This window comes from Helicobacter pylori (assembly GCF_006439795.1).
Taxonomy (GTDB): Bacteria; Campylobacterota; Campylobacteria; order Campylobacterales; family Helicobacteraceae; genus Helicobacter; species Helicobacter pylori_CR.
Window position 1 is genome coordinate 1 of sequence record NZ_VEYL01000002.1, and the last position, 23,334, is coordinate 23,334.

A 23,334-nucleotide genomic window follows, 5' to 3' on the forward strand; every position below is an offset into this window, starting at 1 on the left:
CCCTCCGCCTTTGTTAGTGAATTCAAAAGGAGCGTTTAAGATCGCATCGCCCCAAGATTGGGAGTCTAAGACAGCGATCATGTTCAACATTAAATTAGTGAATTCTTCTGCGGTTTGTGGGGTGAAAGCTTCCCAGTGGTTTTCGTGATCTTTAAATTTGTTTTCATTCCTATAATTTACGACCAAATTTGTTTTAATCTTATTGAGCGTTTCAAAGACCCTTTGCGTGTTAGCGTCAGAAACAGAAGTGCTAGTGGCTTCAATTTTTGGAAGAAATAAAGTATAAGGGTCAATTTTTAGACCATCAAACGCCTCCCCAGGTAAAACAATCTTAGAGTGTTTGGGGATAGTCTCTATCACGCCTAGATCGATCACATTGCCTTGAGCGTCTGTAAAACTGAGCTTAACATTGCTTAGATTGTAAGGTAGGAAGTTTTCTATAGTTAATTGACCATTATACATATACAGCACTCTAACAGGGGATAAAGATGAGAATTTTAATTTTGAAATCGCTTCAGCATTGGTGAATAAATTAGCTGCTCTTTTTAAAACGGCGTCTGTGGGTAAATAATTATAAGTCGCGTAAGTGTTTTTTGTGGTGGTGTGTCTTTTTTCTTGCGTTTGCACGCCTTCTAACAGCCCGGTTTCAAACCCGGCTTCTACGAAAAAGCCGTTTTTCTCATTAGCTTCTAAAGCGCTGAACAATAAAAGCGGGATGAATAGTTTTCTCATGGTTATCTCTTTTTATTTTATAGTGTCTTTATTATACAATTTAAGGGGATTGTTTGCTGTTTTTTTGAAATTTAAAGCTTTTACAAAGAATTGGTATTTCAAATGGAAACAAAATTTTAAAAACAAGCGTTTGTTTTAGGGATTATTTAAAAATTAATCAGGCTGTGTTAATGAAAGTTTGGTAGTGGGAATCTTTAACTCCCCCCTTAATTTTTCTCAAAAGCGCTTTACTTAGCGCACTTCTTTATATCAATATTCCAGTCAGCACCGGATTTAATTTGATATTTTTGCGCGAAATTACCCATATTCAGCGCCACGGAAACATTCAACAAGCTGTTTAGATAGACCAACGGCTGGCCTTTTAAAACACCGCCAAAGCTCGCAACATACGGCATTTTCCCTTCGTATTTTTTCTTAGAACCTTTAGAAATCGTTACACACAGCGTGTCATTGAGTTTGATTTTTGCTTGATTGAGTAATTTATCGCTGATATTGCTCCAAACATTGCCATATTGAATATCCAAAATCGGGATATTACCCTTTACTTCCCCTTTTGTGGCTTTCGCTTTTTGGTAAGGAATTTCAACGACTTTTGGGGGAAGCTCTGGCCCGACCTGCTCAAATGTGATCGCCCCAGAAGCTAGGCGTGCACCGGTGTAAGCATACACATCACGACCATGGAAAGTATAGGATTTTTCAGAACCTTTCAAGCGGTTAGTTTTTTCATCAATTTCACGCACGCTATCAATCCCAAAAGTTTGCACCACCAAAGTCAGCGTGCCGTTATCCGGCGAGACGAAATACTGGCCGTTTTTAGTTTTCAATACCACCGATTTACGATTAGTGCCTACACCCGGATCAACTACGCTTACAAATACCGAACCTTTTGGCCAATAACTAGCACTCTGATACAAGCGGTAAGCGCCTTCCCAGATGTTATACGGAGGGATTTCGTGCGTTAAATCAAAGATTTTAAGATTAGAATCAACGCTGAAAGCGACGCCTTTCATCGCCGAGACGGCCCCATCTTTTAGGCTAAAATCGGTTTGTAAAATCAAAGCGTTATCTGCATAAACAGACGATAACCCTATGCACGCTGATAAAAACAACGCTGAAATCGTTTTTTTCATCTATATTATTTCCTGAATAACAAAAGTGGAGTGAATCGTTTTCTCATGGTTACCCTTTGTTGGCTTAAAGTGTTTTTATTATACAATTTAAGGGGGTTGTTTGTTTGTTTTTCACAATTTAAAGTTTTTACAAGAGATTAAAATTTCGTATTGAAACAAAATTTTAACGCTAATTAGGCTCTCTTAAGATAGGGGGTTTTATTTAAAACGCAATATCGCCAATATTTTCACTATTCTCTATATAGTATTTAAAACGCTCTTTTTCTAATTCGTTTTTCAGGATTTGTTGTTCTTCTAAAAGCAGGCGTTTTTGATCTTCTAGGGTGTTGATTTTACGGCTAATATAATAGATATTATTGCTTAAATAGATTTTAGGCGCTAACAGAGCTAAAAACGCACCCCCAAAAACCAACACGCCTATTAAAGCCATTAAAGAAAGGCCGTGCGGATTTTCATCTGCAGTTCCAGCAAATAATTCTTTCTTTTCGTCCTCTTCTATGTGCACAAAGCGTTCTTTTTCATTTAAAGAATGGTTTTTTATGCTCATGGCTTACTCATAATGACTTGTTCATGGTTTGAATTGAAACACCCTCATTTTAGCGCTTCGTGAACGCCTGTTGTTTTTAATTTCTTCTGGGCTTGGAGTGATGGGCTTTTTGGTTAAAATTTCGCCTAAAGCGTGATTGTTAGAGCAAGCGCATTTGAAACTTAAAGGATCGCAAATGCAATTTTTAGCGTAATCTTTAAAAGCGTTTTTCACTAATTTATCTTCTAAAGAATGAAAAGAAATCACGCACAAAATCGCTCCCTTAAGGTTTCTAGCGTATTGTAAAAACTCTTTTAATTCTTCTAATTCGCTATTGACTTCTATGCGAACGGCTTGAAACACCAAAGTCGCTGGATGGATTTTCTTATTTTTAGAAAGGGAGCTTAAAAAATCGCTCAAATCCTTAGCGTCTTTAAAGGGTTTTTTAGCGCGTCTTTCTGCAATTTTATGGGCGATTTTTTTGTATTCTTTGATCTCGCCATAGTCTCTAAAGATTTTTTCTAATGCGACTACAGAATAAGAGTTGATGACTTTTTGAGCGTTCAAATCGCTCTCTAAATCCATGCGCATATCCAGAGTGTGCGAGTGGAAATTAAACCCTCTGTTATCATCATCAAGCTGCAAAGAGCTCACCCCTAAATCCACTAAAACCCCTTTAATCTCCTTGTTATGCGTTTCTAGGGCTTCTTTAAAGCGTTTGGCAAACCCCCCGCTTAAGAGATGGTAACGCCCTTCAAAGGCTTTCAATCGTTCTTTAGCGATTTCTTGAGCGAACTTATCCTTATCAATGCCAATGAGTTTCAGGTGCGGTTTTTGGGATAAAAGGGCTTTAGAATGCCCTCCTAGCCCTAAAGTGCAATCTATCAAAACCCCTTCTTCTAAAGGCGTGAACGCTTGCAAAACTTCTTGCAACAAAACGCTTTGGTGCAAACTCTCTATTTCTTGCAAACAATCCCCTTAAAACCCCTAGATGAATTTTCCAAATGCCCACTCAATGGTGTTGGTTTTGTTGGTTACGCTCAAAAGTTTCTTTATAATCAATTTCAGCTTTTTAAGATGCGAAAACCCAAACTAAAATCCTTTTTATAAAGACTAAAAAGGGTTGATACCCTTTTAAAGGGTTTAAAAAGTGTAGTTATACCCTAAATAAAGCGAATAATCCCGTTTCAAATGGTAATAAAGATTAGTAGCGTTAGGACCCGCACTCAAAAACTTGTTGATGAGTAGCGGCACTCTCACGCCAAACTCTACGCCATTATGCTTGTAGATATTGGCTCTCACCCCAAAATTCAACCATACCTGAAAAGCGACAGTGGAAGTGTTGGTGCTATAAGGAGCATTAGGGTTGCAATAAGTAGGGGTACAAACATCAGGACCTTTAGCTTCAATGATTTGCTCTTTCCAATAGTTTGCCGCTGAGCTTTTCCAAGTGTTACCGCCGATAGCGACCCCACCAAAAATACCAAAAGAAGCGTTGTCTTTATCAATAATATCGGCTAACAAATCGCTCCCCACACCCCAAGAAACCATATCCAACTGGATTTTATTAGGTGCATAAACCTGCTTACCTAAATCGGCATGCCCATAATCAAAAAGCCCATACACTCTAAAACCAAACCACTTGCTTGTCATATCTAACGACTTGAACTGGAAAAATTTCTTATAACCCACATTCAACCCAAAACCATTCAAAGCCCCATTAGCGTATTTAGAGTGCCAATTGATATTAGTGCCTCCTGGATTATGCTTATTAGCGGTAAGACCTGGGGGGCAACCTACAACACTCCCTGTGCAATCCCCTGTGTTATAAATATTGCTATTCAAACGGGCTTGTCCAAGCTGATAATTAGTCCCTATATAAACACCATCACCTTCGGCTAACAACGAAGAGCTTAAAACTGCGGATAGAAGCCCTAAAGCTACAAACTTTTTCATAAATTCCATTCCTTTACATTCCTATCTTTAAAATTGTCTCATAAAATAATAGCATGTTTATCCTTAATCAAGCAAATATTTTTAACTCTTATGAATAAGAAATGATAATAAAACCATTCTTTTTTGAAGTATAATAGCTCCTTTTAATCCACTTTCTTATTTTAAGGAAACTCTTGCAACATAAAACCATTATGGATAAGATCATTATTCAAGGGGCTAGGGAAAACAATCTCAAAAATATTTTTTTAGAAATCCCTAAAAACCAATTTGTTGTTTTTACCGGATTAAGCGGTTCGGGTAAATCCACTCTGGCGTTTGACACTTTATACGCTGAAGGCCAAAGGCGCTATTTAGAGAGTTTGTCCAGCTATGCTAGGCAATTTTTAGACAAAGTGGGTAAGCCTAATGTAGATAAGATTGAAGGCCTAACCCCAGCGATCGCTATTGATCAAAAAACCACTTCTAAAAATCCTAGATCCACTGTGGGGACAATCACTGAGATTTATGATTATTTAAGGTTACTGTTTGCAAGGGTTGGGGAGCAATTTTGCCCCACATGTTTAGAGCCTATTAGTTCTATGAGCGCGAGCGATATTATTTCTCAAATCTGTCATTTAGAAGAAAATTCTAAAATCATTATTCTAGCCCCCATTATTAAAGATAAAAAAGGTTCGTTTAACGATAAATTAGAGAGCTTGCGTTTAAAGGGGTATGTGAGGGCTTTTGTTGATGGGGTGATGGTGCGTTTAGATGAAGAAATCCATTTGCACAAAACCAAAAAACACACCATTGAAGCGGTGGTGGATAGGGTAGTCATTAATAGCGAAAATGCTTCACGGATCGCTAGTGCGGTAGAAAAAGCCCTTAAAGAGAGCTATGGGGAATTAGAAGTGGAAATCTTGCAAGACAACGCGCCAAGCATCAGGAAGCATTACAGCGAGCATAAGGCATGTTTTAAATGCAAAATGAGTTTTGAAGAATTAGAGCCTTTGAGTTTTTCCTTCAATTCGCCTAAAGGGGCGTGCGAGAGCTGTTTGGGTTTGGGGACAAAATTCAGCTTAGACATTAGTAAGATTTTAGATCCTAACACGCCTTTAAATCAAGGAGCGATTAAAGTGATTTTTGGGTATAACCGCAGTTATTACGCTCAAATGTTTGAAGGCTTTTGCGGATATAATGGCATTGACACCGCACTTTGTTTTAACGAATTGAACAAAGAGCAACAGGACGCTCTTTTGTATGGGAATGGCACTGAAATCAGCTTTCATTTTAAAAACAGCTCTTTAAAACGCCCTTGGAAAGGCATTATCCAAATCGCTTATGACATGTTTAAAGAGCAAAAGGATTTGAGCGATTACATGAGCGAAAAAACCTGTTCTTCGTGCGAGGGGCATCGTTTGAAAGCTTCAAGTTTGAGTGTCCAAGTCGCTGGCTTGAAAATGGCGGATTTTTTAACTAAGCCCATTGAAGAGGTCTATCACTTTTTTAACGATCCCACGCATTTTAGCTATCTTAACGAGCAAGAAAAAAAGATCGCTGAACCCATTTTAAAAGAGATTTTAGAAAGGGTGTTTTTTTTATACGATGTGGGGCTAGGGTATTTGACTTTAGGGAGGGATGCGCGAACGATTAGCGGAGGGGAGAGCCAAAGGATACGAATCGCTAGTCAAATCGGGAGTGGCTTGACAGGGGTTTTGTATGTTTTAGATGAGCCTAGCATTGGCTTGCATGAAAAGGACACGCTCAAACTCATCAACACCCTTAGGAATTTGCAAAGAAAGGGGAACACGCTCATTGTCGTAGAGCATGATAAAGAGACGATTAAGCATGCGGATTTTGTTGTGGATATTGGGCCAAAGGCTGGAAGGCATGGGGGTGAAGTGGTTTTTAGCGGGAGCGTGAAAGATTTATTGCAAAATAACCATTCTACCGCTTTGTATCTCAACGGCACTAAAAAGATTGAGCGCCCTAAATTTGAACTCCCTAAAGAAAAGCATTTTTTAGAAATTAAAAACGTCAATATCAATAACATTAAGAATTTGAGCGTTCAAATCCCCTTAAAACAATTGGTGTGCATTACTGGGGTGAGCGGGAGCGGTAAAAGCTCGCTGATTTTACAAACCCTTTTACCCACCGCTCAAACCCTTTTAAACCATGCTAAAAAAGCTCAGAGCTTGAATGGGGTGGAGATTGTAGGGTTGGAGCATTTGGATAAAGTGATTTATTTAGATCAAGCCCCCATAGGCAAAACCCCACGAAGCAACCCTGCCACTTACACGGGAGTGATGGATGAAATCAGGATTTTATTTGCCGAGCAAAAAGAAGCTAAAATTTTAGGCTATAGCGCGAGCCGTTTCAGCTTTAATGTTAAAGGGGGGCGGTGCGAGAAATGCCAAGGCGATGGGGATATTAAAATAGAAATGCACTTTTTGCCTGATGTGTTAGTCCAATGCGATAGCTGTAAGGGCGCTAAATACAACCCCCAAACTTTAGAGATCAAGGTGAAAGGCAAATCCATTGCTGATGTGTTGAACATGAGCGTGGAAGAGGCTTATGAATTTTTTGCTAAATTCCCTAAAATCGCTGTGAAGTTAAAGACGCTTATAGATGTGGGCTTAGGCTATATCACTTTAGGGCAAAACGCTACGACTTTAAGTGGGGGGGAGGCTCAAAGGATCAAATTAGCTAAAGAATTGAGTAAAAAAGACACAGGCAAAACCCTTTATATTTTAGATGAGCCTACCACCGGTTTGCATTTTGAAGACGTGAATCACCTTTTACAAGTCTTGCATTCTTTAGTAGCGTTAGGCAATTCCATGCTAGTGATCGAGCATAATTTAGACATTATCAAAAACGCTGACTACATTATAGACATGGGGCCTGATGGGGGGGATAAGGGCGGGAAAGTCATTGCGAGCGGCACGCCTTTAGAGGTGGCAAAAAATTGCGAAAAAACCCAAAGCTATACGGGAAAATTTTTAGCTTTGGAATTGAAATAGCTTGATCATGCAAGAGTTAGCAAAGAAGCCATGCCTTTAAAATCTATCGCATGAAAGCTTGAAAATAACTCAATTACAAGAGGTAGGTTTAAGAACCCCTAAACTCACTATTTTTAGTCCTATGCAAAAATTATTAATAAGGCTTTATAACCAATAGCAAAAGAGCTTGATTTTAATGGAGCGATAATTTTTGTAGTGCGGTCTTAGGGGTTAAAAAATGACTTTTAATTTAAAAAAATAAGAAGATTAAAACCCAACAAGATTTTATTTATTATTGTTTTCCTTCTGCATGATAATCGCCTGAATGGGATCTTTGCCGATGTGGTTGCCAAACAGAGACCCCTTCAACAACTCGTAAAACACCTTGCTTGTCATTCTAACGACTGTCTTCTTTGAGTCTTTAAGATATTTGGGGAATTGCATTTTAACTTCTCTATCAATCATAGATCCCCACTTTTTATAGCGGAATTTGATCACAAATTCCGTTCCTTATATCCGCTCTACCTTGCAACTCCTAAACCCAACCCCCAAATACTTCCTCATCAACCACTCAATGTTGTAAGGCCCTCTATCCAAAAAACGCCTGATATTTGCAGAAAACCCTAAACACTCATCAACCCCTAATTCCTTAACGATAAACAATCTGCAATTGATAAAATCACCATCCCTATCATTAAGAACATCAATGATTTTATAAGAGCTACCATTGCAGAATGTAAAGCGGTTTTGCTATTCAATCTAACCATCGTTTCCTTATTCAACTGAACAATAACTCCGTTAGTTTCTTTATCCACTCCAACACCAATCGCTCTATAGCCAAATTTATCCACTCTTTTACTCAATTTGTTACACAACAAACCATGCAACTCCTTGTTTTTTAATTTCTTAACCATAAAATCATTCGCTAACATAAAAACTCCCCATTAATTGAACCCCAATCTTTAAATCCCTTTTGAGCAAAAATCCCAAATTAAGCGTTTCTGATAAATGCTTTTTTTAATAACTCCATGAAATTATAGCGTGATCACTAAAACCTATTAAACTTATCTGGTTGCAGATGAATGATAAAGAAGTTTTACAAACTACCTTTCTAAAAACAAATCTTTTTCTTGGATTTCTGCTCCTTCGCTTAAAATCGCCGCTCTTTCCACGACGCCTAAAAGCTCTCGCACATTCCCATGCCAAGAGTATTCTAAAAGGCGTTTTGCGGCGTTTTTTGAAAAGGATTTTGTCCCTAAATGATACACATCGCACACTTCTTTAAGCTTGATTTCAGCAATGGGTAAAATCTCTTCAACCCTCTCTCTCAAGGGCGCGATAGTTATAGGCACAATTTGCAAGCGGAAGAACAAATCTTCTCTGAATTCTTTCGCAGCGATTTTTTCTTTCATGTTGGCGTTGGTAGCGGAAATGAAACGAACATCAATTTTAACGCTCTTATTATCCCCAAGGCGCGTGATTTCTTTTTCTTGAACCACTCTTAAAAGCTTGCTTTGCAATTGAAAGGGCATTTCAGCGATTTCATCTAAAAAGATCGTGCCTTTATTAGCGCTTTCAAAAAGCCCCATTTTAGGGGCTGTGGCGTCCGTGAACGCTCCTTTTTGATACCCAAAAAGCTCGCTTTCTAATAAATGCTCTGGGATAGCGGACATGTTGATCGCTATAAAAGGGTGTTTAGAGCGTTGCGAATGCTCGTGGATGAAATGAGCAAAAACCTCCTTACCTACCCCGCTTTCGCCCAATAGCATGACATTAGCGTCCGTGCTTGCGACTTTTAAGGCTTGCCGTTTACTCTCTTCTAACGCTTTTGAAGCGGCTAAAAAGCTGTGTTTGTGTGGTTTTTTTAAAGGTTTTTCTAAAGGGTGTTTTTTTTGAAATTCTAAAACTTTTTTGGTGCGGTAAATAGACTCTAAAAGCAATTCTGGTTTAAAAGGTTTTTGGAAAAAGTCTTTCACGCCTAAACGAATGGAATCAATGGCTTTATTCAAGGTCGCATTACCGGTAATCACAATGGATTCATACTTGCCCTCTAAAAGGCGTAAAAATTCTAAGCCGTCCATATGGGGCATGTTAATATCCGTGATGACTAAATCAAAGCTCTCATCAAGTTTGGCTAAAGCGTCTTTAGGGTTTTTAAAACTCACAATCTCCAAATCGTCTTGAAGCTCAAAAAAAAGCTCCAGACTTTTACGCATGTTAATATCATCTTCTACAATGGCGATTTTCATTCTTCTTCCTTTCTAAAAATATCTAAAAATAACGCATCTCCCACTAAACTCGCTCTAACGCTTAAGGCTTTGAGGTTAAGAATGCTTGTGGTGGTGGTGCCGTTTCTATAGCTGTGATCATAATGCGTGATAGCGACCTGGCTTTTTAAAATGCAGTCTATGACTCGATCTTTTTCTTTTTTCAACGCTATTTCTAAAAGGAAGCGTTCCAACTTTATTGGGAGCGAGGGGTCTTTCAAATTAGGTGGGTTGCGAGTGATGATGGAGCAATGATAGTCTAAGACATAGGGGGCTGTTTTGATGCGGCTAACGATAGGTTTAGAGACAGAATACGCTTCGCCCATCACTCTGGAATCAACGATTTTCAAGCGGTACGAAATTAAAAATTCTTGATCTTCTAGGGGGTTTAGAGCATGCAAAGAAACCCCTAAAAAACACAATAAAAAATAAAAGGATGAAAAGAAACGCATCACTCAAATAATTGTGTAGGAGAGTTTTCTAACTTTTCTGACTCTTCTTTAGGGCAAGAATTGACATACATGACTTTATCGGCGGTGTTTATGAGCTTTACCCCACTAGCGTTTCTTCCGGTTTCTCTAATATCTTTAATAGAAACTCTGATCATTTTCGCGCTTGCAGTAAGGATCATCAAATCCAAATTTTCATCATCCACGCTGATAACGCCCACTAGATTGCCGGTTTTTTGAGTGAGCTTCATGCCAATGATCCCCTTACCTCCACGAGATTGTTCTCTATACGCTTCGGCTAGAGTTTGCTTGCCAAGCCCGTTTTCACTCACGCTCAAAAGCTTGTTGCCATCATCGCTAATAACGACCGCGCCGACAACAAAATCGTTTTCATTCAGCTTGATCCCTATAACCCCACGAGCATTCCTTCCCATTTCGCGCACATCTTCTAAAGGGAATTTGATGAAAATACCTAAATGCGATGCGATGAGCAAATGCTTGGCGTTTTTATCCACAACTTTTGCGCTCACTAATTCATCGCCTTCATCTAAAACAATCGCTCTGACACCACAACTCCTGTTGCTCCCAAATTCGCTCAAATTGGTGCGCTTCACCACGCCATTTTTCGTGAAAAAAGCTAAAGAGCGTTCATCGCTAAAGTCTTTGGTGCTTAGGGTTGCCATGATCTTTTCATCCGGAGCGAGCGAGATTAAATTCACAACGGCTTTACCCATAGCGATCCGGCTCGCTTCTGGGATTTTATAGACTTTTAAATGATACAATTGCCCCTTATTGGTGATAAAGAGCAAAATATCATGCGTGTTAGCCACAAAAAAGTTTTCAATGAAATCTTCTTCATAAGTGCTGCCTGAAAGCTTGCCCTTACCGCCACGATTTTGCTTTTCATAAGCTTTTAAATCCACTCTTTTCACATAGCCTTTATAGCTCATGCTCACCACCATAGGCTCATTAGCGATCAAATCTTCTATGTCAATACTTTCGTAAGATTCTTGAATTTCAGTGCGCCTTGGAGAAGAAAATTGCTCTTTGACTTCTAAAAGCTCTGTTTTGACGACTTCATTCAAGCGTTCTTCACTCTTTAAAATGCCATTGAGATCAGCAATAAGCTCTAATAAGTTTTGGTATTCTTCTTTGATCTTATCCCTTTCAAGGCCTGTTAAGCGTTGTAAACGCATTTCTAAAATGGCTTTACTTTGGATTTCGCTCAAAGTAAAACGCTCCATTAAGGCGTTTTTAGCCGCTTCTGGGCTTTGGCTTGTTTTAATGAGTCGCACGATTTCATCAATATTGTCTAGTGCGATCAAATAGCCCTCTAAAATATGCACTCTAGCCTTAGCCTTTTCCAATTCAAAAATCGTGCGTCTTATAATAATGGTTTTTCTGTGGTTTAAGAAAAGGCGCAACAACTCTAAAAGCGTGAAAATCTTAGGCTCTTTATTGTAAATAGCGAGTAAAATAATGCTAAAAGTGGTCTCCATGGTGGTGAGTTTGTAGAGATGGTTTAAGACAATTTCACTCATCGCGTCTCTTTTTAATTCAATCACCACTCTAATGCCCTCTCTATCGCTCTCATCGCGCACTTCGCTAATGCCTTCAATTTGTTTTTCTCGCGCTAAATCGCTGATTTGTTCCACCAATTTGGCTTTATTGGTTTGAAAAGGCATTTCATCTAAAACGATGATTTCTTTATTTTTCGTCTTTTCCACATGCACTTTGGCCCGCACTTTCACGCGCCCTCGCCCCGTTTTATAGGCTTCAACAATGCCAGTCTTGCCATAGATGATCCCACCAGTAGGAAAATCAGGCCCTTTGACAAATTCCAAAATTTCATCTAATTCAGCGTTAGGGTTTTCTAAGACATGAATTAAAGCGTCTATGATTTCATCAATCCTGTGAGGGGGGATAGAAGTCGCCATGCCTACGGCGATCCCATTAGCCCCATTGACTAAAAGGTTAGGCAGACGGCTTGGTAAAATATCTGGCTCTTTTAAGGTGTCATCGTAATTAGGCACAAAATCAATGGTGTCTTTATCAATATCCCTTAAAATTTCTTCACTCGCCTTAGTCATTCTGGCTTCAGTATAACGCATCGCTGCAGCGTTATCGCCATCAATAGAGCCAAAGTTGCCCTGCCCATCCACTAATTCCAAGCGCATAGAAAAATCTTGCGCCATTCTCACTAACGCATAATAAACCGCGTTATCGCCATGGGGATGGTATTTACCAATCACATCACCCACGATCCTAGCGCTTTTTTTATAAGCGACTTTGGAAGTTAGGCCTAATTCATGCATCGCATACAAAATACGCCTATGCACAGGCTTTAAGCCATCTCTAGCGTCCGGTAAAGCGCGCCCTATGATCACGCTCATTGAATAAGCTAAATAGCTCTCTTCAATAGAAGAATCAATCCCCACTTCTACAATATTTTTTGTTTCATTGACTGAATTATCTTGCATGCGTCTCCCTAAAATTTAATTACTTCAAATAAAGCGTTAAAAGATAACGCCCCCAAATCAAAGCCCAAAAAATAAGCCCTATCAGTTGGGCTGAACTGGCCATGTCTTTAGCCTTTTTGGCTAAAGGGTGGAACTCTGTGCTGGTAAAATCCACAGCCTTTTCAATAGAGCTGTTGATTAGTTCAACCACCACCGATAAAAAACAAGGCAAGATCAATAGCCCCCATTCTAAAAAATCTTTGGCCAAATAGCTCGCTAGAACGATACAAAAAAGAGCCAAGACAATGATTTGTCTGAACGCGCTTTCTTCAGCCCATGCGCATTTAAGCCCATCTTTAGAATAAAAAAGGGCTTTAAAAAGGCGTTTAAACCCTTTAGCTTTGGGGGGGACTTTGAAATCACTCATGGCTTATTTTGTAAGATTGAAAGAAATTCACGCTAAGGCTTTCTAACAAAGCGTTAAAAGTCAGCTTGGCGTTGTCTTTAGCTTGGGCGTTAAGAGCGATCTGAGATCGTTTGTCTTTAGCCATAGAGACAAAGGCTTGCAACAATCCTTTAAAATTCTGTTGGAGCGCGGTATCGTCTTTAAAATGGGACTGGAACAAAGCCATAAAATAGTTTTCTAAAGAAACTAACGCGCTTTCATAAGAAACGCTAGGGGTTTGAGAACGCAAGCTAAAATAAGGGGAAAAAAAGCCCAAACTCTCTTTATTTTGGTGGTAAAAGGACTCTAAAATGTTTTTAAGATGGCGCACTTGGATAGAAACGCTCAACTTTGGCGCTAAGAAACGCAGTTTGTCTTGCAACTCTTCTATGGCTTTAGCGTCTTTAGAACTCAAGGTTTTGAAAATATTTTTAAGGGATAGATTTTCTTGCGCCTCCATTAAACCTTCTTGAAAAAAAGTGTAAGCAAGGATATTCTCTGCATTAGTCAAATCGCATTTTAAGTTGTCGTTTAAGGTTTTTTCATCTAGAGCGTTGAATTTTAAAGAGCAATTCAAGCGCATGGGTTTGAATTTTTCCAATAAGGCATTCAAGTTTTTTAAGGGGATTTGATGGATTTTTTGCTGAATATCTTGTTCTAAAATAGGGGATTGGATTTGAGAATGGACAGAAAGGATAAGAGAGCTTTTATCTAAAGAATGGAGCTTGATATTTAAATCTTTAAAATCCATAATAGGGGAGTTTTGAGAGTCTAAAAAATGAAGCTCCTTAGAAACGCATGCGATTTTAAAAAACCCTTCGCATTCAAAAGGAGCGCCTACAATCCCCATGCCCTTAATATGGGGGCGTTGATCCAAATAAGCGTTAAGATAAGCGGTTAAAGATTTTTTAACCGACATGCTGGTAAAGAAGATAAACACCCCTAAAAGCACGCAAATTAAAGCCCCAATAACCACCATCCAAGACATGAATTTTTTAGTCAAAAAAACCCTTTATTTTATTGAAAGTATAGTGATAGAACTCATAAAATGCGTTTTCTTATTTTTAGAGATATTGACAATATCTTGCAGTAATTTTCCACAATTTTCTTCTTCCCAAGTGTGGTTTCGCTGGTGTACAAGGATAGAAAACATCGTGTTTGTTAGGGCAAAAAAGTCGTTAGCAATGCCTTGTGTTACTTTCATAGCTTTTCCTTTTAGGTGGATTAAGATTATACCGAGTATTAAATCAAAAAAAAAGAAAAAAAGCTTAAATTTTTTAATTTGCAGCCAAATTTGTTAGGATTGAAGAAAATTCGCTTGAGTTAAATTAACCCAAGCTTTTAGCGCCAAGAGGCATAAAGCCTCTTTCATAAAAAGGATTGAGCGATTTTAGCGTCTTTCTGGGGGCTGTATGCCTAGCCAATCTTTATAAAACGCCTCTATATCAGGCTCAAAATCATGGATCACAGGATACCAAGGAGTTGGGGCTTCAACATCTAAAAGGATGCCGCAATCCGGGCAAATATACTCCCGATACACTTGCCAGTGAGTATCACTAGCTAAGAGTTTAGGATACACCTCTTCCATTTTTTCTGCTGTATCGCGCACATAGATGTTTGCATGCAATTTCCAGTTCTCCTCTGGAGCGCAAAATGCATGACCGCATGAACACTTAATCACCCACTTTTTTTGAGCATCTTGCACCACAAACAAATGCGGCCCCAAGGGTAAGACGATTTTGTCATCAAAATCTACCTTATCTTGCAACACCTTCAAATACATTTGGAACCTTTCATGATCTTTAGGCATGCTAAGCATTTTTAAGACAGTGTTCCAATCCAAGTTCCCCTCTACCAAATTTTTAATTTGTTCTTGTGTGTATTTTGACATAACCATTCTCCTTTCTTTATTTCTCATCAACCAACAGAACTGTGCGCACATCAGGCAATTTGCTCAAATCCATCCTGTATTTAGATCCATAGGTGAATACGCCAAGCTCATCTTCTTTCACGCTCCAACTCTTTGGCAAGTTCCAGAATGTTTTAAAATCGTTTAAAAACTTGGGCGAGAGATCAAAGCTAGTCGCATACATGTGCTTAACCTGTTTGGAAGCTTCTTTTTCAAGGATAGCGTTTCTTTCTTGCTCCATCCATTCTTTTACAGGGATGGATCTAGCCTTTCTGTTTTCAAGAATTTCTTTTCTTCTGGCTTTCGTTTTGGCTTCATCTCCTACCCAAATGCCGTCTTTATTCTGGCTCACAATCGCACCATAAACCTTGTAAGCGTATTCTGGCAATAGCTGTTTGCTGTTTAGATCTTCTAAAATCGCGTTCAAATCCCTTTCAATCGGATCGCCAAATCCAGGACCGCCTTTGATGTAGTTCAAATACAAGTCGTAATTGTCAAAGCAGTTCTCGGTGGTGATGCATTGCTTATCCCTTTTGACTTGAGACGCATGAGAAATGTGCTTTTCATAATCTCTATCCGTTGGGTTAAAATCGCCCCCCAAAGGCAAGCTGGCGTTATTTTTAATCCTGTTTTTCAAGTCGGTGTTGTGCGCTTCAAACCTATAGCCACTAGCCGCTGGATAGCCCCCCATCATACCCCAATCGCTATTCATATAGCCATTGCCCATAAAGAACATGGTCCAATCATGTGCACCCCACACCATTCTTAAGGTTTCAAACCCGTTACCGCCTCGATATTTCCCATACCCACCGGTATTGGCTTTGACATTCCTGCCCAAATAAAGAAGAGGCTCTGCCATTTCCCAAATTTCAACATCGCCCATATCGCCCTCTGGATTCCAAATAGCTGCTGCGTGATTCAAGCCGTCTTTTATCGCGCAAGCTCCAGTCCCACAAGAACTTGTCTCAAAGCTATTCACCGCATGGATTTCTCCATCTTGGTTGATACCACCGCCTTGCAGCCAATTGGAAGTGTTAGCGTTCCCGGAATTGACCTCTTCTAAATACCCTCGGCTGTAATACGCTTGAGACAAGCCTCTCCACAAAGCGCTCCAACCTGATACCAAGAAGTGCCACGCATAAGCATGCCCGGTGCGCCTGTCATCTGGATTCATCCAAGTCCCTTTTTTGAGTCTGAATTGAGTCGCAAAATAAGCGCCATCATTGATGCGAGAAGTGGGTATCAGCGTTTGAGTCATCATCACCCAAATACCGCTAGTGAAAGACACTTGGTTGCAATTGAAAGAGTGCCATCCCCACCTGGACGCACCATCAAAATCCAATTTCCATGTAGCGTCTTTATTGATAGTGATTTCCACAGGAGAGTGCATGATTGTGTCTAGCTTAGCAAATTCAGAGCACACGCCAATATCCTTATGTGCATAAGGTACATCCACAAACGCTACCTTTCTATACTTGCCCGGTATGGTCATGGATTTGATCCTAGAGATAAGGCCTCTTCTCCCCTCTTCAATCACCTCGTCAATAAATCGCATGTAAGAATCAATGCCATCTTCTTTAATGACTTCCATCACTAAATCCCTAATCATATGGCACCCTGCAATCCTAGTCCTTTCATCTAGAATCCAATATTTAGGCGTGCGAACCGATCTTTGAGATTCATGCAACCAATCTTTAAAGCTCTCATCATTCGCTCCTGTTTTACGGCAAGTGATCATGTATCCATCCCCAAATCTTTGAACCTGTCCGGTGCTCATTGATCCTGGAGTAACCGATCCGGTATCAATCACATGCGTAACACCGCCTACCCACCCAATCAATTTTTCATCGTGGAAAATAGGCACAAGAGTCATAATATCGCATGGGTGCACATTCCCGATCGCGCAGTCGTTGTTGGTGAAAATATCCTTATCGTTGATACCGGGGTTGTCTTCCCAATTATTCTCTACCATGTATTTGATAGCTGATCCCATAGTGCCTACATGGATAATGATACCCGTAGAAGTCAGCACGCTATCGCCCACAGCGTTATAAAGCGTGAAGCATAATTCCCCCTCTTGCTCAACAATAGGGCTTGCCGCAATCCTTTTAGCTGTTTCTCTGGCATGCACGATACCGCCTCTTAATTTAGAGAACATTTTCTCATAACCGATCGGATCTCTTTCTTTAAACTCTAGTTTTTTGAGACCATTATAATGCCCTGTTTTTTCTGTCCTGGCTAGGATTTCATCTCTAGCTTGTTTTAAAGTTTTGCCGTTTTTCAATAAATTTGCCATTTTGAACTCCTTTATTTAACTTCTTTCAAGTGGAACAATCGGTGTTTGTCTAGTCTTGTCGCAAAGCCCTTGGGTATCACGAAAGTGGTCGCATCTGATTCCACGATCGCAGGCCCTATGACCTCATTTCCAGGCAGTAATTTTTCCATTTGCCACACATCTGCATCCACCCATTTTTTATGCCGATAGAATTTTCTAACGCCTATTTTGGCTTCTTTTGGGGGCGTAGCACCATGCTCTTTTTCAACCGGAATCACAGGTTTTTGCGTAGCCACAACACCACGCATGATCACGCCGGTCACGCTAAAACCAAGCTCTGGAGAACACGCTGATTCAGAATAAACGCGAGCGTAGGTTTTTTCATATTCTTTGACAATCTCTTCCCAATCAGCCACGCTTGCAGCTTTTGATACAGGAGAAGTGATCTCTAAGTCATTCAATTGTCCCATATACTGCATTCTGTATCCAGGTCTTAAGATTACATCTTTTTGAGAAAATCCATTGATCTTGAACTCTTCAATCACTTTGAGAGTCAATTCATCCCATGCGTCTTGAATGATCTTGCATGCTTCTACTTTTGACTTGTCTGAAGAATACTGCGGAATGGCTATATCCACGCTCTTGTCGTATCTGTATTCAAAATCAGCGCAAGCACAACCAAAAGCGCTAAATCCAGCCGCCCACGCAGGCACTACCACATCCTTAAACCCTAATCCTTCTGTGTAGCCATAAGTATGCACAGGCCCCGCGCCACCATACGAAAAGCACACAAAATCAGATGGGCTATACCCTTTAGCGCTAATATTGGATCGCAAGTATTCTTTAAGCTCCAAATCAAGCAACTCAATCACGCCCGCAGCCGCATCTTCTACGCTAATGCCTAGCGGATCAGCGATTTGCTCTTTAATGTGTTTTTTAGCCCTATCCACATCCAATTTAATCAAACCGCCTAAGAAATTATCCGGATTCAAATAGCCTAAAACAATATGGCAATCGGTTACTGAAACCGTGTCTAATCCGCTGTCTTTCCAACAAGTGCCAACTCTATACCCCGCGCTGTCAGGTCCTAGTTTAACCGATTGGCTGTGCGGATCAATGCGTACAAAACTCCCAGCACCCGCGCCAACAGAATCCATAGCCACAAGCGGTAGAGATAAAACAAGGCGTGCCATATCAGGGTCAGAAGCGATGTTGAAATTGCTCTTAACGATAAGTGCCATATCAAAGCTCGTGCCGCCAATATCGCTGCATGCAATATTGTCATAACCAAGCGTTTCGCCTAGCAATTTAGATCCAATCACGCCTCCAATAGGGCCACTCACAATAGTCCTAGCGAGCTCTTTAGCTTTCCAGCTAATGGTGCCTCCATGCGTTGCCATCACACGAAGATCGAATTTAGCGCCATGCTCTTTGAAGCGGTTGCTGACTTTAGAGAGGGTTTGTCTGCTTGGCTCAGCCGCATAAGCTTCTAAAATAGTGGTGTTCATTCTGTGGCTTTCTTTTCTTTGAGGGTAGTAATCCACAGAAGCGAACACAGGAATATTTTTACCCAATTTTTCAATTTCTTTTAACGCTATGTCTCTAACGATCCGCTCGCTTTCAGCGTTTTTATGAGATTGCAACAAGCAAATCACAATGGCCTTTGCGCCTGCTTCTAAAAGTTCCTTAACAGCAACTTTAACCTCTTCTTGGCGCACTGGGATAACCACTTGCCCCTTGACATCGGTTCTTTCTGTAACGCCTCTAATCCTTTTTAAAGGAATCAGCGGATCATCATACTTGTGCGTGTTGATATGCAACCTTTCTTCTAGCGCATACCCCAAGTAGGATTGCAACGCCCTGCCCATAGAATGCATTTGCTCAAAACCCTTATTGCAAATTAGGCCCACTTCCATCCCGCGCCTTTGGACGACCCGATTGAGCATCGCCGTTCCCGAATACACGCAAGTGACCAACTCTGGATAAACCTTACTGACATCTGATTTCCAATGCGATAAAGCGTCCTGTGAGCTATTGTAAATAGCTAAGCTCTCATCTTCTGGGTTGCTTTGGGCTTTACCAACTACGAAACTGCCATTTTCTTTCACAAAAAATGTGTCCGTCATGGTGCCACCGGCATCAATACCCATCACCTGAACTCTTGCGTCTTTCATTTTTTAGACTCCTTGTATTAAAGTGTTGTTTAAGGTAACCTATCAAGGTAACCTGTTTGAATTATAGGACAAATTTTAAAATGGAAATCGTTTTTTTTTTTAAAGCCAATCAGTGAAAATTTAGTGTGTGAAGTGAATAATAGTAATAAGTTCATTCAAAAAAATATCATATAGGGATAAAAGATAAAAAATATTAAACCTAATATTAAATCAAAAGGCAAAATTCAATTCTAAAGTGCCGATTTGGTGGTGTTTAGGCTGGGATTGAAAGGTTTTACTAATATCAGTGATCGTGAAAGCCACCCTAAAGCTGCGCCACATCATAGCCGCTCCTATTTCACTGGCATAAACAAAGTATTCTAAATTAGCAATGCCCCTAGTTTCAGGGCTATTGCCTTGAATGAAGATGTTAAGGGGTTGGAAGCGCCCAAAAGCCCCTACAAAAAAATAGACGGAAAATTTATCGCTATAAGGCATGCCTCCATCAAAAGCGGTATTGACCTTATTGACCCCATAATCAGCGTCCAAGTTATACCCAGCCCTAAAGAGCGAGCCGAGTTGGAAATAATCCCTCGCATTCCCAAGCTCCACATTAAACCCAGGCATTAACTCCATAGAAAAAAAACGAGTCTTTAAAAGGGGGACTTTTTTGAGCAATTGGTAGTGCAATTCAAAGATAAATTCGTTTTTGAGCTGCGTGTTCCAGCCATAAAATTGGGGGTCATGACCCCATTTATGAATGAGACGCTGCGTTTGAGCGGCCAAAGAATCTTGCCCTGTTGTGCCTAAAGAAAGCGTGAACAATTCCATGAAAGTTTGATGGCGGTTATACACATTCAAATTCACCCTCAAATACCCCCCATAAGGGTGGTTGTCATGCAAATGCACCAGTTTTCTGTTTTCAAGTGAAGGGGTATACATGTCTTGGGCGAGAGAAACGCCAAAACGAGTAACCCTAGGGCTTTTATTGAAAAACCCTAAATACGAAGTCCATTTCATCGCTTTATTTTTAGAAAAATCAAACTCTTTAGTAGAAAAACCTATTTGATTGCCTGCGGTATAATACTCATCAATGTAAGGGTTGATATAGCCATCATTTTCAGTCATCAAATTGATAGAATAGCGTTTAGAGGGCGTTAATGGGGTAGGAATATCCTCTTTTGCCCATGCAAACGTTCCTAATAATAAACATAAAATAAATTTGAAAAACAAAACAATTCCTTAGGTTATTATGGGGTTATTGTAACGAAATAAGGCTTAATTACAAGAGCGTTTAAGGGGTAAAAAGAGAAAACTTTACCCCAAAGAGCGTGGTTTTAGGCGTGAAAAACTCACACTAAAAAATAAAACACCCCGCACACGACTAAGCCTACAAAAATTAAAGTCAAAACGCAATAGCCCATAATATCTTTAGCGCCCAAACCCGCAATGGCTAAAGCGGGCAAAGCCCAAAAAGGCTGTATCATATTTGTCCAAGCGTCTCCCCAAGCGATAGCCATAGAAACCACGCCCGGATCCACCCCCAAGCTCTGCCCAGCCGGAAGCATGATAGGAGCTTGAATCGCCCATTGCCCTCCGCCTGATGGAATAAAAATATTGACAACCCCTGCGCTCAAAAAAGTCATGAGCGCGAAAGTTTTTTCATTAGCGATATGCGTGAAAGCCAAAGAAAGCATTTGCGCTAAAGAATGACCTCCCACGCTATGGCTTGCCATCATTCCCATAATCCCGGCATAAAAAGGGAATTGCAATAAAATCCCAGCCACGCTCCTAGCGGAATGATTGATCGCTTTCACATAAGCTAAAGGGGTTTTATGGAGCAAAATCCCTAAAAAAAGGAAAATCGTATTGACAATGTTTAAACTAATCCCTCCCCCTTTAAAAAAATAAATACCAAGATACCCAAAACCCAAAAAAACCAAAAGATAAGAAAGCAAAGCGCTGTTTTCCAAAAAATGCGCGATCGTTTTGTCTTGTTGGTGGTCAATGAGTTCTGTTTCCTTGTATTCGTCTTTTAAAAGCTTTGCGTCAATCTCAATGATTTCTTCCTTCTTAGGGTGGATCATTGCCATTAAAAAGGGTAACCCTATAAGAATGATCCCTATGATGATTAAATTATATGCAGAAAAAATTGTCTGACTGATAGGAATAGCTTTTTCAATCACCCCAGCGCTTATTTTGGACAGATTTTCATTTTGGGTGGCAACGCTTAAAGGGATAGAGCCTGATAAACCCCCATGCCAGATGACAAAACCCGAATAAGCGCTAGCAATAAGCAGCCTGTAATCCACCCCTTTAACATTTTTGGCGATCTCTTTTGCAAAAATCGCACTGATCACTAAGCCAAAACCCCAATTGATCCAATTAGCGATTAATGACAGAAAAGTAACCAACCATAAAGCCGTGTAATACCCTTTAGGTAAAGACGCTAGATATTTTAAAAGTTTTTGGACTAATTTAGCACTAGCCAAAGCCTGACCCAACACCAAGATAAGAGCCATTTGCATAGAAAAACCTAAAAGCGTCCAAGCACCATTCCCCCAACTAGAAATGACAGAAAAAGCGTCTTGCCCTGTCAAACCATAAACAAGAACAAACACGATAAACGATAAAAGAGCGACCAAAACAAAGGAGTCCGGCAAACATTTAGACGCCAAAAACACGCACGCTGAAGTCAAATGCCTTAATAAAAACATAAACACCCCTTTTATAAGCTATAGGTGCACTTCAAATTTGGCTTCTGTTTTTTCTCTCACTTGATCAAGGCTGACTCCCTCTTGCAATTCCACCAATTTCATGGCGTTATGGGAAAACTCAAACACCGCTAAATCCGTTATCAATTGATGCACCACGCCCTTTCCTGTTAAGGGTAAGGAGCATTCTTTTTTCACTTTAGACTCCCCGTATTTGTTGCAATGCTCCATGATGACAATCACTTTTTTAGCGCCATGCACCAAATCCATAGCCCCTCCCATGCCTTTTATGAGCTTTTTAGGGATCATCCAATTAGCCAAATCCCCATTTTGTGAGACTTCCATCCCTCCTAAAATCGCTAAATCAATATGCCCCCCACGAATCATCGCAAACGAATCCGCGCTGTTGAAAAACGAAGCGCCCGGCACCACGGTCACGGTTTCTTTGCCCGCATTAATGAGATCCGCATCAACGCCCTCCTCTAAAGGGTAAGCGCCAATCCCTAACAGCCCGTTCTCGCTTTGGAAAACGATATTCATCCCGCTCACTTCATTAGCCACAAGCGTGGGCAAGCCTATCCCTAAATTCACATACATGCCCTCTTTTAGTTCCTTTGCCGCTCTTTTAATGATAGCCTCTCTCATTTCGCGCTCCTTGTTGTGATTTTTTCTATCCGTTTTTCAAATTTCTCGCCCTTATAGATGTGTTGCACATAGATTCCTGGCAAGTGTATTTCATCTGGGTCTAATTTCCCAGCTGGGACAATTTCTTCCACTTCAGCGACGCATATTTTTGCCGCCATCGCACACAAGGGATTGAAATTTCTGGCTGTTTTTCTAAATACCAAATTCCCAAGAGTGTCGCTTTTATAGGCTTTAATAAGCCCGTAATCGCCTGTGATCGCTCTTTCTAAAATATACTCCTTGCCGTTAAATTCCCTTGATTCCTTGCCTTGAGCGATCAGAGTTCCAACCCCGGTTGGGGTGTAGTAAGCGGGTATCCCAGCCCCTCCAGCACGCAAGTTTTCAGCCAGCGTGCCTTGCGGTGTCAAAACGACTTCAATTTCTCCGTTCAGCATTTGCGATTCAAAAATCTTATTCTCCCCCACATAGGAAGCGATAATCTTTTTAATCTGCTTTTTTTCTAAAAGAATGCCAAGCCCAAAGTCATCAACGCCGCAATTATTGCTCACGACAACCAGATCCTTGATGCCTTTCTTATAAATGTAATCAATGGCGTATTCGGGTATCCCACACAGCCCAAAACCGCCCACTAAAATAGTGTCTCCGTCTTTTAACCCGCTCAATGCTTTGTCTAAATCAGTTATAACCTTGTTCATC

General features: G+C 40.3%; 19 protein-coding genes and 2 pseudogenes. 1 reads left to right on the top strand and 20 read right to left on the bottom strand.

The annotated features are described in order from the left end of the window. From FIM66_RS01200 to hopE, 5 genes and pseudogenes are all read right to left on the bottom strand, one after another. A pseudogene (locus FIM66_RS01200) lies at nt 1-732 on the bottom strand (hypothetical protein); the annotation flags it as partial. 227 nt (nt 733-959) lie between these two features. Then, nucleotides 960-1,862: an SAM hydrolase/SAM-dependent halogenase family protein gene (locus tag FIM66_RS01205; protein ID WP_140492347.1), complete on the bottom strand. Its 903-nt coding sequence runs from the start codon at nt 1,860-1,862 to the stop codon at nt 960-962. 202 nt (nt 1,863-2,064) lie between these two features. After that, nucleotides 2,065-2,409, bottom strand: coding sequence for a hypothetical protein (locus FIM66_RS01210; RefSeq protein WP_140548465.1), 345 nt, complete (start codon nt 2,407-2,409; stop codon nt 2,065-2,067). Nucleotides 2,410-2,430: 21 nt separating this feature from the next. After that, a complete protein-coding gene (gene rsmH / locus FIM66_RS01215) occupies nt 2,431-3,357 on the bottom strand; it encodes a 16S rRNA (cytosine(1402)-N(4))-methyltransferase RsmH (RefSeq protein WP_140479489.1) in 927 nt (308 codons plus the stop codon). A gap of 174 nt (nt 3,358-3,531) precedes the next feature. Continuing rightward, on the bottom strand, nt 3,532-4,353 hold the full coding sequence (gene hopE / locus FIM66_RS01225; protein ID WP_000395382.1) for a Hop family outer membrane protein HopE: 822 nt from the start codon (nt 4,351-4,353) through the stop codon (nt 3,532-3,534). Between the two features lie 164 nt (nt 4,354-4,517). Here hopE and uvrA point away from each other — a divergent pair, with 164 nt between their 5' ends. After that, on the top strand, nt 4,518-7,343 hold the full coding sequence (uvrA, locus tag FIM66_RS01230; RefSeq protein ID WP_194149230.1) for an excinuclease ABC subunit UvrA: 2,826 nt from the start codon (nt 4,518-4,520) through the stop codon (nt 7,341-7,343). A gap of 264 nt (nt 7,344-7,607) precedes the next feature. Here the strand turns inward: uvrA and FIM66_RS08365 are convergent. From FIM66_RS08365 to FIM66_RS01310, 15 genes and pseudogenes are all read right to left on the bottom strand, one after another. Then, nucleotides 7,608-7,985, bottom strand: a pseudogene (locus FIM66_RS08365) (hypothetical protein). Then, nucleotides 7,964-8,254, bottom strand: coding sequence for a hypothetical protein (locus tag FIM66_RS08370; RefSeq protein ID WP_423752420.1), 291 nt, complete (start codon nt 8,252-8,254; stop codon nt 7,964-7,966). Before FIM66_RS08370 ends, FIM66_RS08365 begins: the two are co-directional and overlap by 22 nt. A 171-nt stretch (nt 8,255-8,425) precedes the next feature. Further along, nucleotides 8,426-9,571: a transcriptional activator FlgR gene (flgR, locus tag FIM66_RS01245; RefSeq protein ID WP_140599821.1), complete on the bottom strand. Its 1,146-nt coding sequence runs from the start codon at nt 9,569-9,571 to the stop codon at nt 8,426-8,428. After that, entirely contained in the window at nt 9,568-10,041 is a 474-nt protein-coding gene (locus FIM66_RS01250) for a hypothetical protein (protein ID WP_194147136.1), read from the bottom strand. Before FIM66_RS01250 ends, flgR begins: the two co-directional genes overlap by 4 nt. Then, nucleotides 10,041-12,518, bottom strand: coding sequence for a DNA topoisomerase (ATP-hydrolyzing) subunit A (gene gyrA / locus FIM66_RS01255; RefSeq protein ID WP_140599822.1), 2,478 nt, complete (start codon nt 12,516-12,518; stop codon nt 10,041-10,043). The genes FIM66_RS01250 and gyrA overlap by 1 nt, the downstream gene beginning before the upstream one ends. A 19-nt stretch (nt 12,519-12,537) precedes the next feature. Then, the gene (locus FIM66_RS01260) at nt 12,538-12,924 is read right to left on the bottom strand and encodes a diacylglycerol kinase (RefSeq protein ID WP_140479478.1); all 387 of its coding nucleotides are present in this window, start codon (nt 12,922-12,924) and stop codon (nt 12,538-12,540) included. Continuing rightward, nucleotides 12,917-13,945 carry a hypothetical protein gene (locus tag FIM66_RS01265; RefSeq protein ID WP_140599823.1) on the bottom strand — a complete coding sequence of 343 codons (1,029 nt, stop codon included), beginning with the start codon at nt 13,943-13,945 and terminating at the stop codon, nt 12,917-12,919. Before FIM66_RS01265 ends, FIM66_RS01260 begins: the two co-directional genes overlap by 8 nt. Before the next feature lie 9 nt (nt 13,946-13,954). Then, nucleotides 13,955-14,146 (bottom strand): DUF262 domain-containing protein, encoded by a 192-nt coding sequence (locus tag FIM66_RS01270; protein WP_140479472.1) that lies wholly within the window; start codon nt 14,144-14,146, stop codon nt 13,955-13,957. Nucleotides 14,147-14,332: 186 nt separating this feature from the next. Further along, nucleotides 14,333-14,833, bottom strand: coding sequence for an acetone carboxylase subunit gamma (locus FIM66_RS01280; protein ID WP_025275921.1), 501 nt, complete (start codon nt 14,831-14,833; stop codon nt 14,333-14,335). Nucleotides 14,834-14,849: 16 nt separating this feature from the next. Further along, nucleotides 14,850-17,147: a hydantoinase B/oxoprolinase family protein gene (locus tag FIM66_RS01285; protein WP_001285066.1), complete on the bottom strand. Its 2,298-nt coding sequence runs from the start codon at nt 17,145-17,147 to the stop codon at nt 14,850-14,852. An 11-nt stretch (nt 17,148-17,158) separates the two neighbouring features. After that, a complete protein-coding gene (locus tag FIM66_RS01290; protein WP_140599824.1) occupies nt 17,159-19,300 on the bottom strand; it encodes a hydantoinase/oxoprolinase family protein in 2,142 nt (713 codons plus the stop codon). A gap of 210 nt (nt 19,301-19,510) precedes the next feature. After that, nucleotides 19,511-20,512 carry a lipid A deacylase LpxR family protein gene (locus FIM66_RS01295; RefSeq protein ID WP_140599825.1) on the bottom strand — a complete coding sequence of 334 codons (1,002 nt, stop codon included), beginning with the start codon at nt 20,510-20,512 and terminating at the stop codon, nt 19,511-19,513. A 119-nt stretch (nt 20,513-20,631) separates the two neighbouring features. Continuing rightward, nucleotides 20,632-21,996 (bottom strand): TIGR00366 family protein, encoded by a 1,365-nt coding sequence (locus FIM66_RS01300; protein WP_140599826.1) that lies wholly within the window; start codon nt 21,994-21,996, stop codon nt 20,632-20,634. Between the two features lie 18 nt (nt 21,997-22,014). After that, complete coding sequence (locus FIM66_RS01305) at nt 22,015-22,638, bottom strand: 3-oxoacid CoA-transferase subunit B (RefSeq protein ID WP_140594084.1); 624 nt, start codon at nt 22,636-22,638, stop codon at nt 22,015-22,017. Next, on the bottom strand, nt 22,635-23,333 hold the full coding sequence (locus tag FIM66_RS01310; protein ID WP_140599827.1) for a CoA transferase subunit A: 699 nt from the start codon (nt 23,331-23,333) through the stop codon (nt 22,635-22,637). Before FIM66_RS01310 ends, FIM66_RS01305 begins: the two co-directional genes overlap by 4 nt. Between the last annotated feature and the right edge of the window lies 1 nt (nt 23,334).

What these genes read in the sequence shown, in the direction of transcription:
- hopE (WP_000395382.1), bottom strand. Translation starts at nt 4,353, where the DNA reads ATGGAATTTATGAAAAAGTTTGTAGCTTTAGGGCTTCTATCCGCAGTT.
- FIM66_RS01300 (WP_140599826.1), bottom strand. Translation starts at nt 21,996, where the DNA reads ATGTTTTTATTAAGGCATTTGACTTCAGCGTGCGTGTTTTTGGCGTCT.
- FIM66_RS01205 (WP_140492347.1), bottom strand. Translation starts at nt 1,862, where the DNA reads ATGAAAAAAACGATTTCAGCGTTGTTTTTATCAGCGTGCATAGGGTTA.
- FIM66_RS01310 (WP_140599827.1), bottom strand. Translation starts at nt 23,333, where the DNA reads ATGAACAAGGTTATAACTGATTTAGACAAAGCATTGAGCGGGTTAAAA.
- FIM66_RS01260 (WP_140479478.1), bottom strand. Translation starts at nt 12,924, where the DNA reads ATGAGTGATTTCAAAGTCCCCCCCAAAGCTAAAGGGTTTAAACGCCTT.
- FIM66_RS08370 (WP_423752420.1), bottom strand. Translation starts at nt 8,254, where the DNA reads ATGTTAGCGAATGATTTTATGGTTAAGAAATTAAAAAACAAGGAGTTG.
- flgR (WP_140599821.1), bottom strand. Translation starts at nt 9,571, where the DNA reads ATGAAAATCGCCATTGTAGAAGATGATATTAACATGCGTAAAAGTCTG.
- FIM66_RS01210 (WP_140548465.1), bottom strand. Translation starts at nt 2,409, where the DNA reads ATGAGCATAAAAAACCATTCTTTAAATGAAAAAGAACGCTTTGTGCAC.
- FIM66_RS01285 (WP_001285066.1), bottom strand. Translation starts at nt 17,147, where the DNA reads ATGGCAAATTTATTGAAAAACGGCAAAACTTTAAAACAAGCTAGAGAT.
- FIM66_RS01290 (WP_140599824.1), bottom strand. Translation starts at nt 19,300, where the DNA reads ATGAAAGACGCAAGAGTTCAGGTGATGGGTATTGATGCCGGTGGCACC.
- FIM66_RS01250 (WP_194147136.1), bottom strand. Translation starts at nt 10,041, where the DNA reads ATGCGTTTCTTTTCATCCTTTTATTTTTTATTGTGTTTTTTAGGGGTT.
- gyrA (WP_140599822.1), bottom strand. Translation starts at nt 12,518, where the DNA reads ATGCAAGATAATTCAGTCAATGAAACAAAAAATATTGTAGAAGTGGGG.
- FIM66_RS01280 (WP_025275921.1), bottom strand. Translation starts at nt 14,833, where the DNA reads ATGTCAAAATACACACAAGAACAAATTAAAAATTTGGTAGAGGGGAAC.
- FIM66_RS01270 (WP_140479472.1), bottom strand. Translation starts at nt 14,146, where the DNA reads ATGAAAGTAACACAAGGCATTGCTAACGACTTTTTTGCCCTAACAAAC.
- FIM66_RS01305 (WP_140594084.1), bottom strand. Translation starts at nt 22,638, where the DNA reads ATGAGAGAGGCTATCATTAAAAGAGCGGCAAAGGAACTAAAAGAGGGC.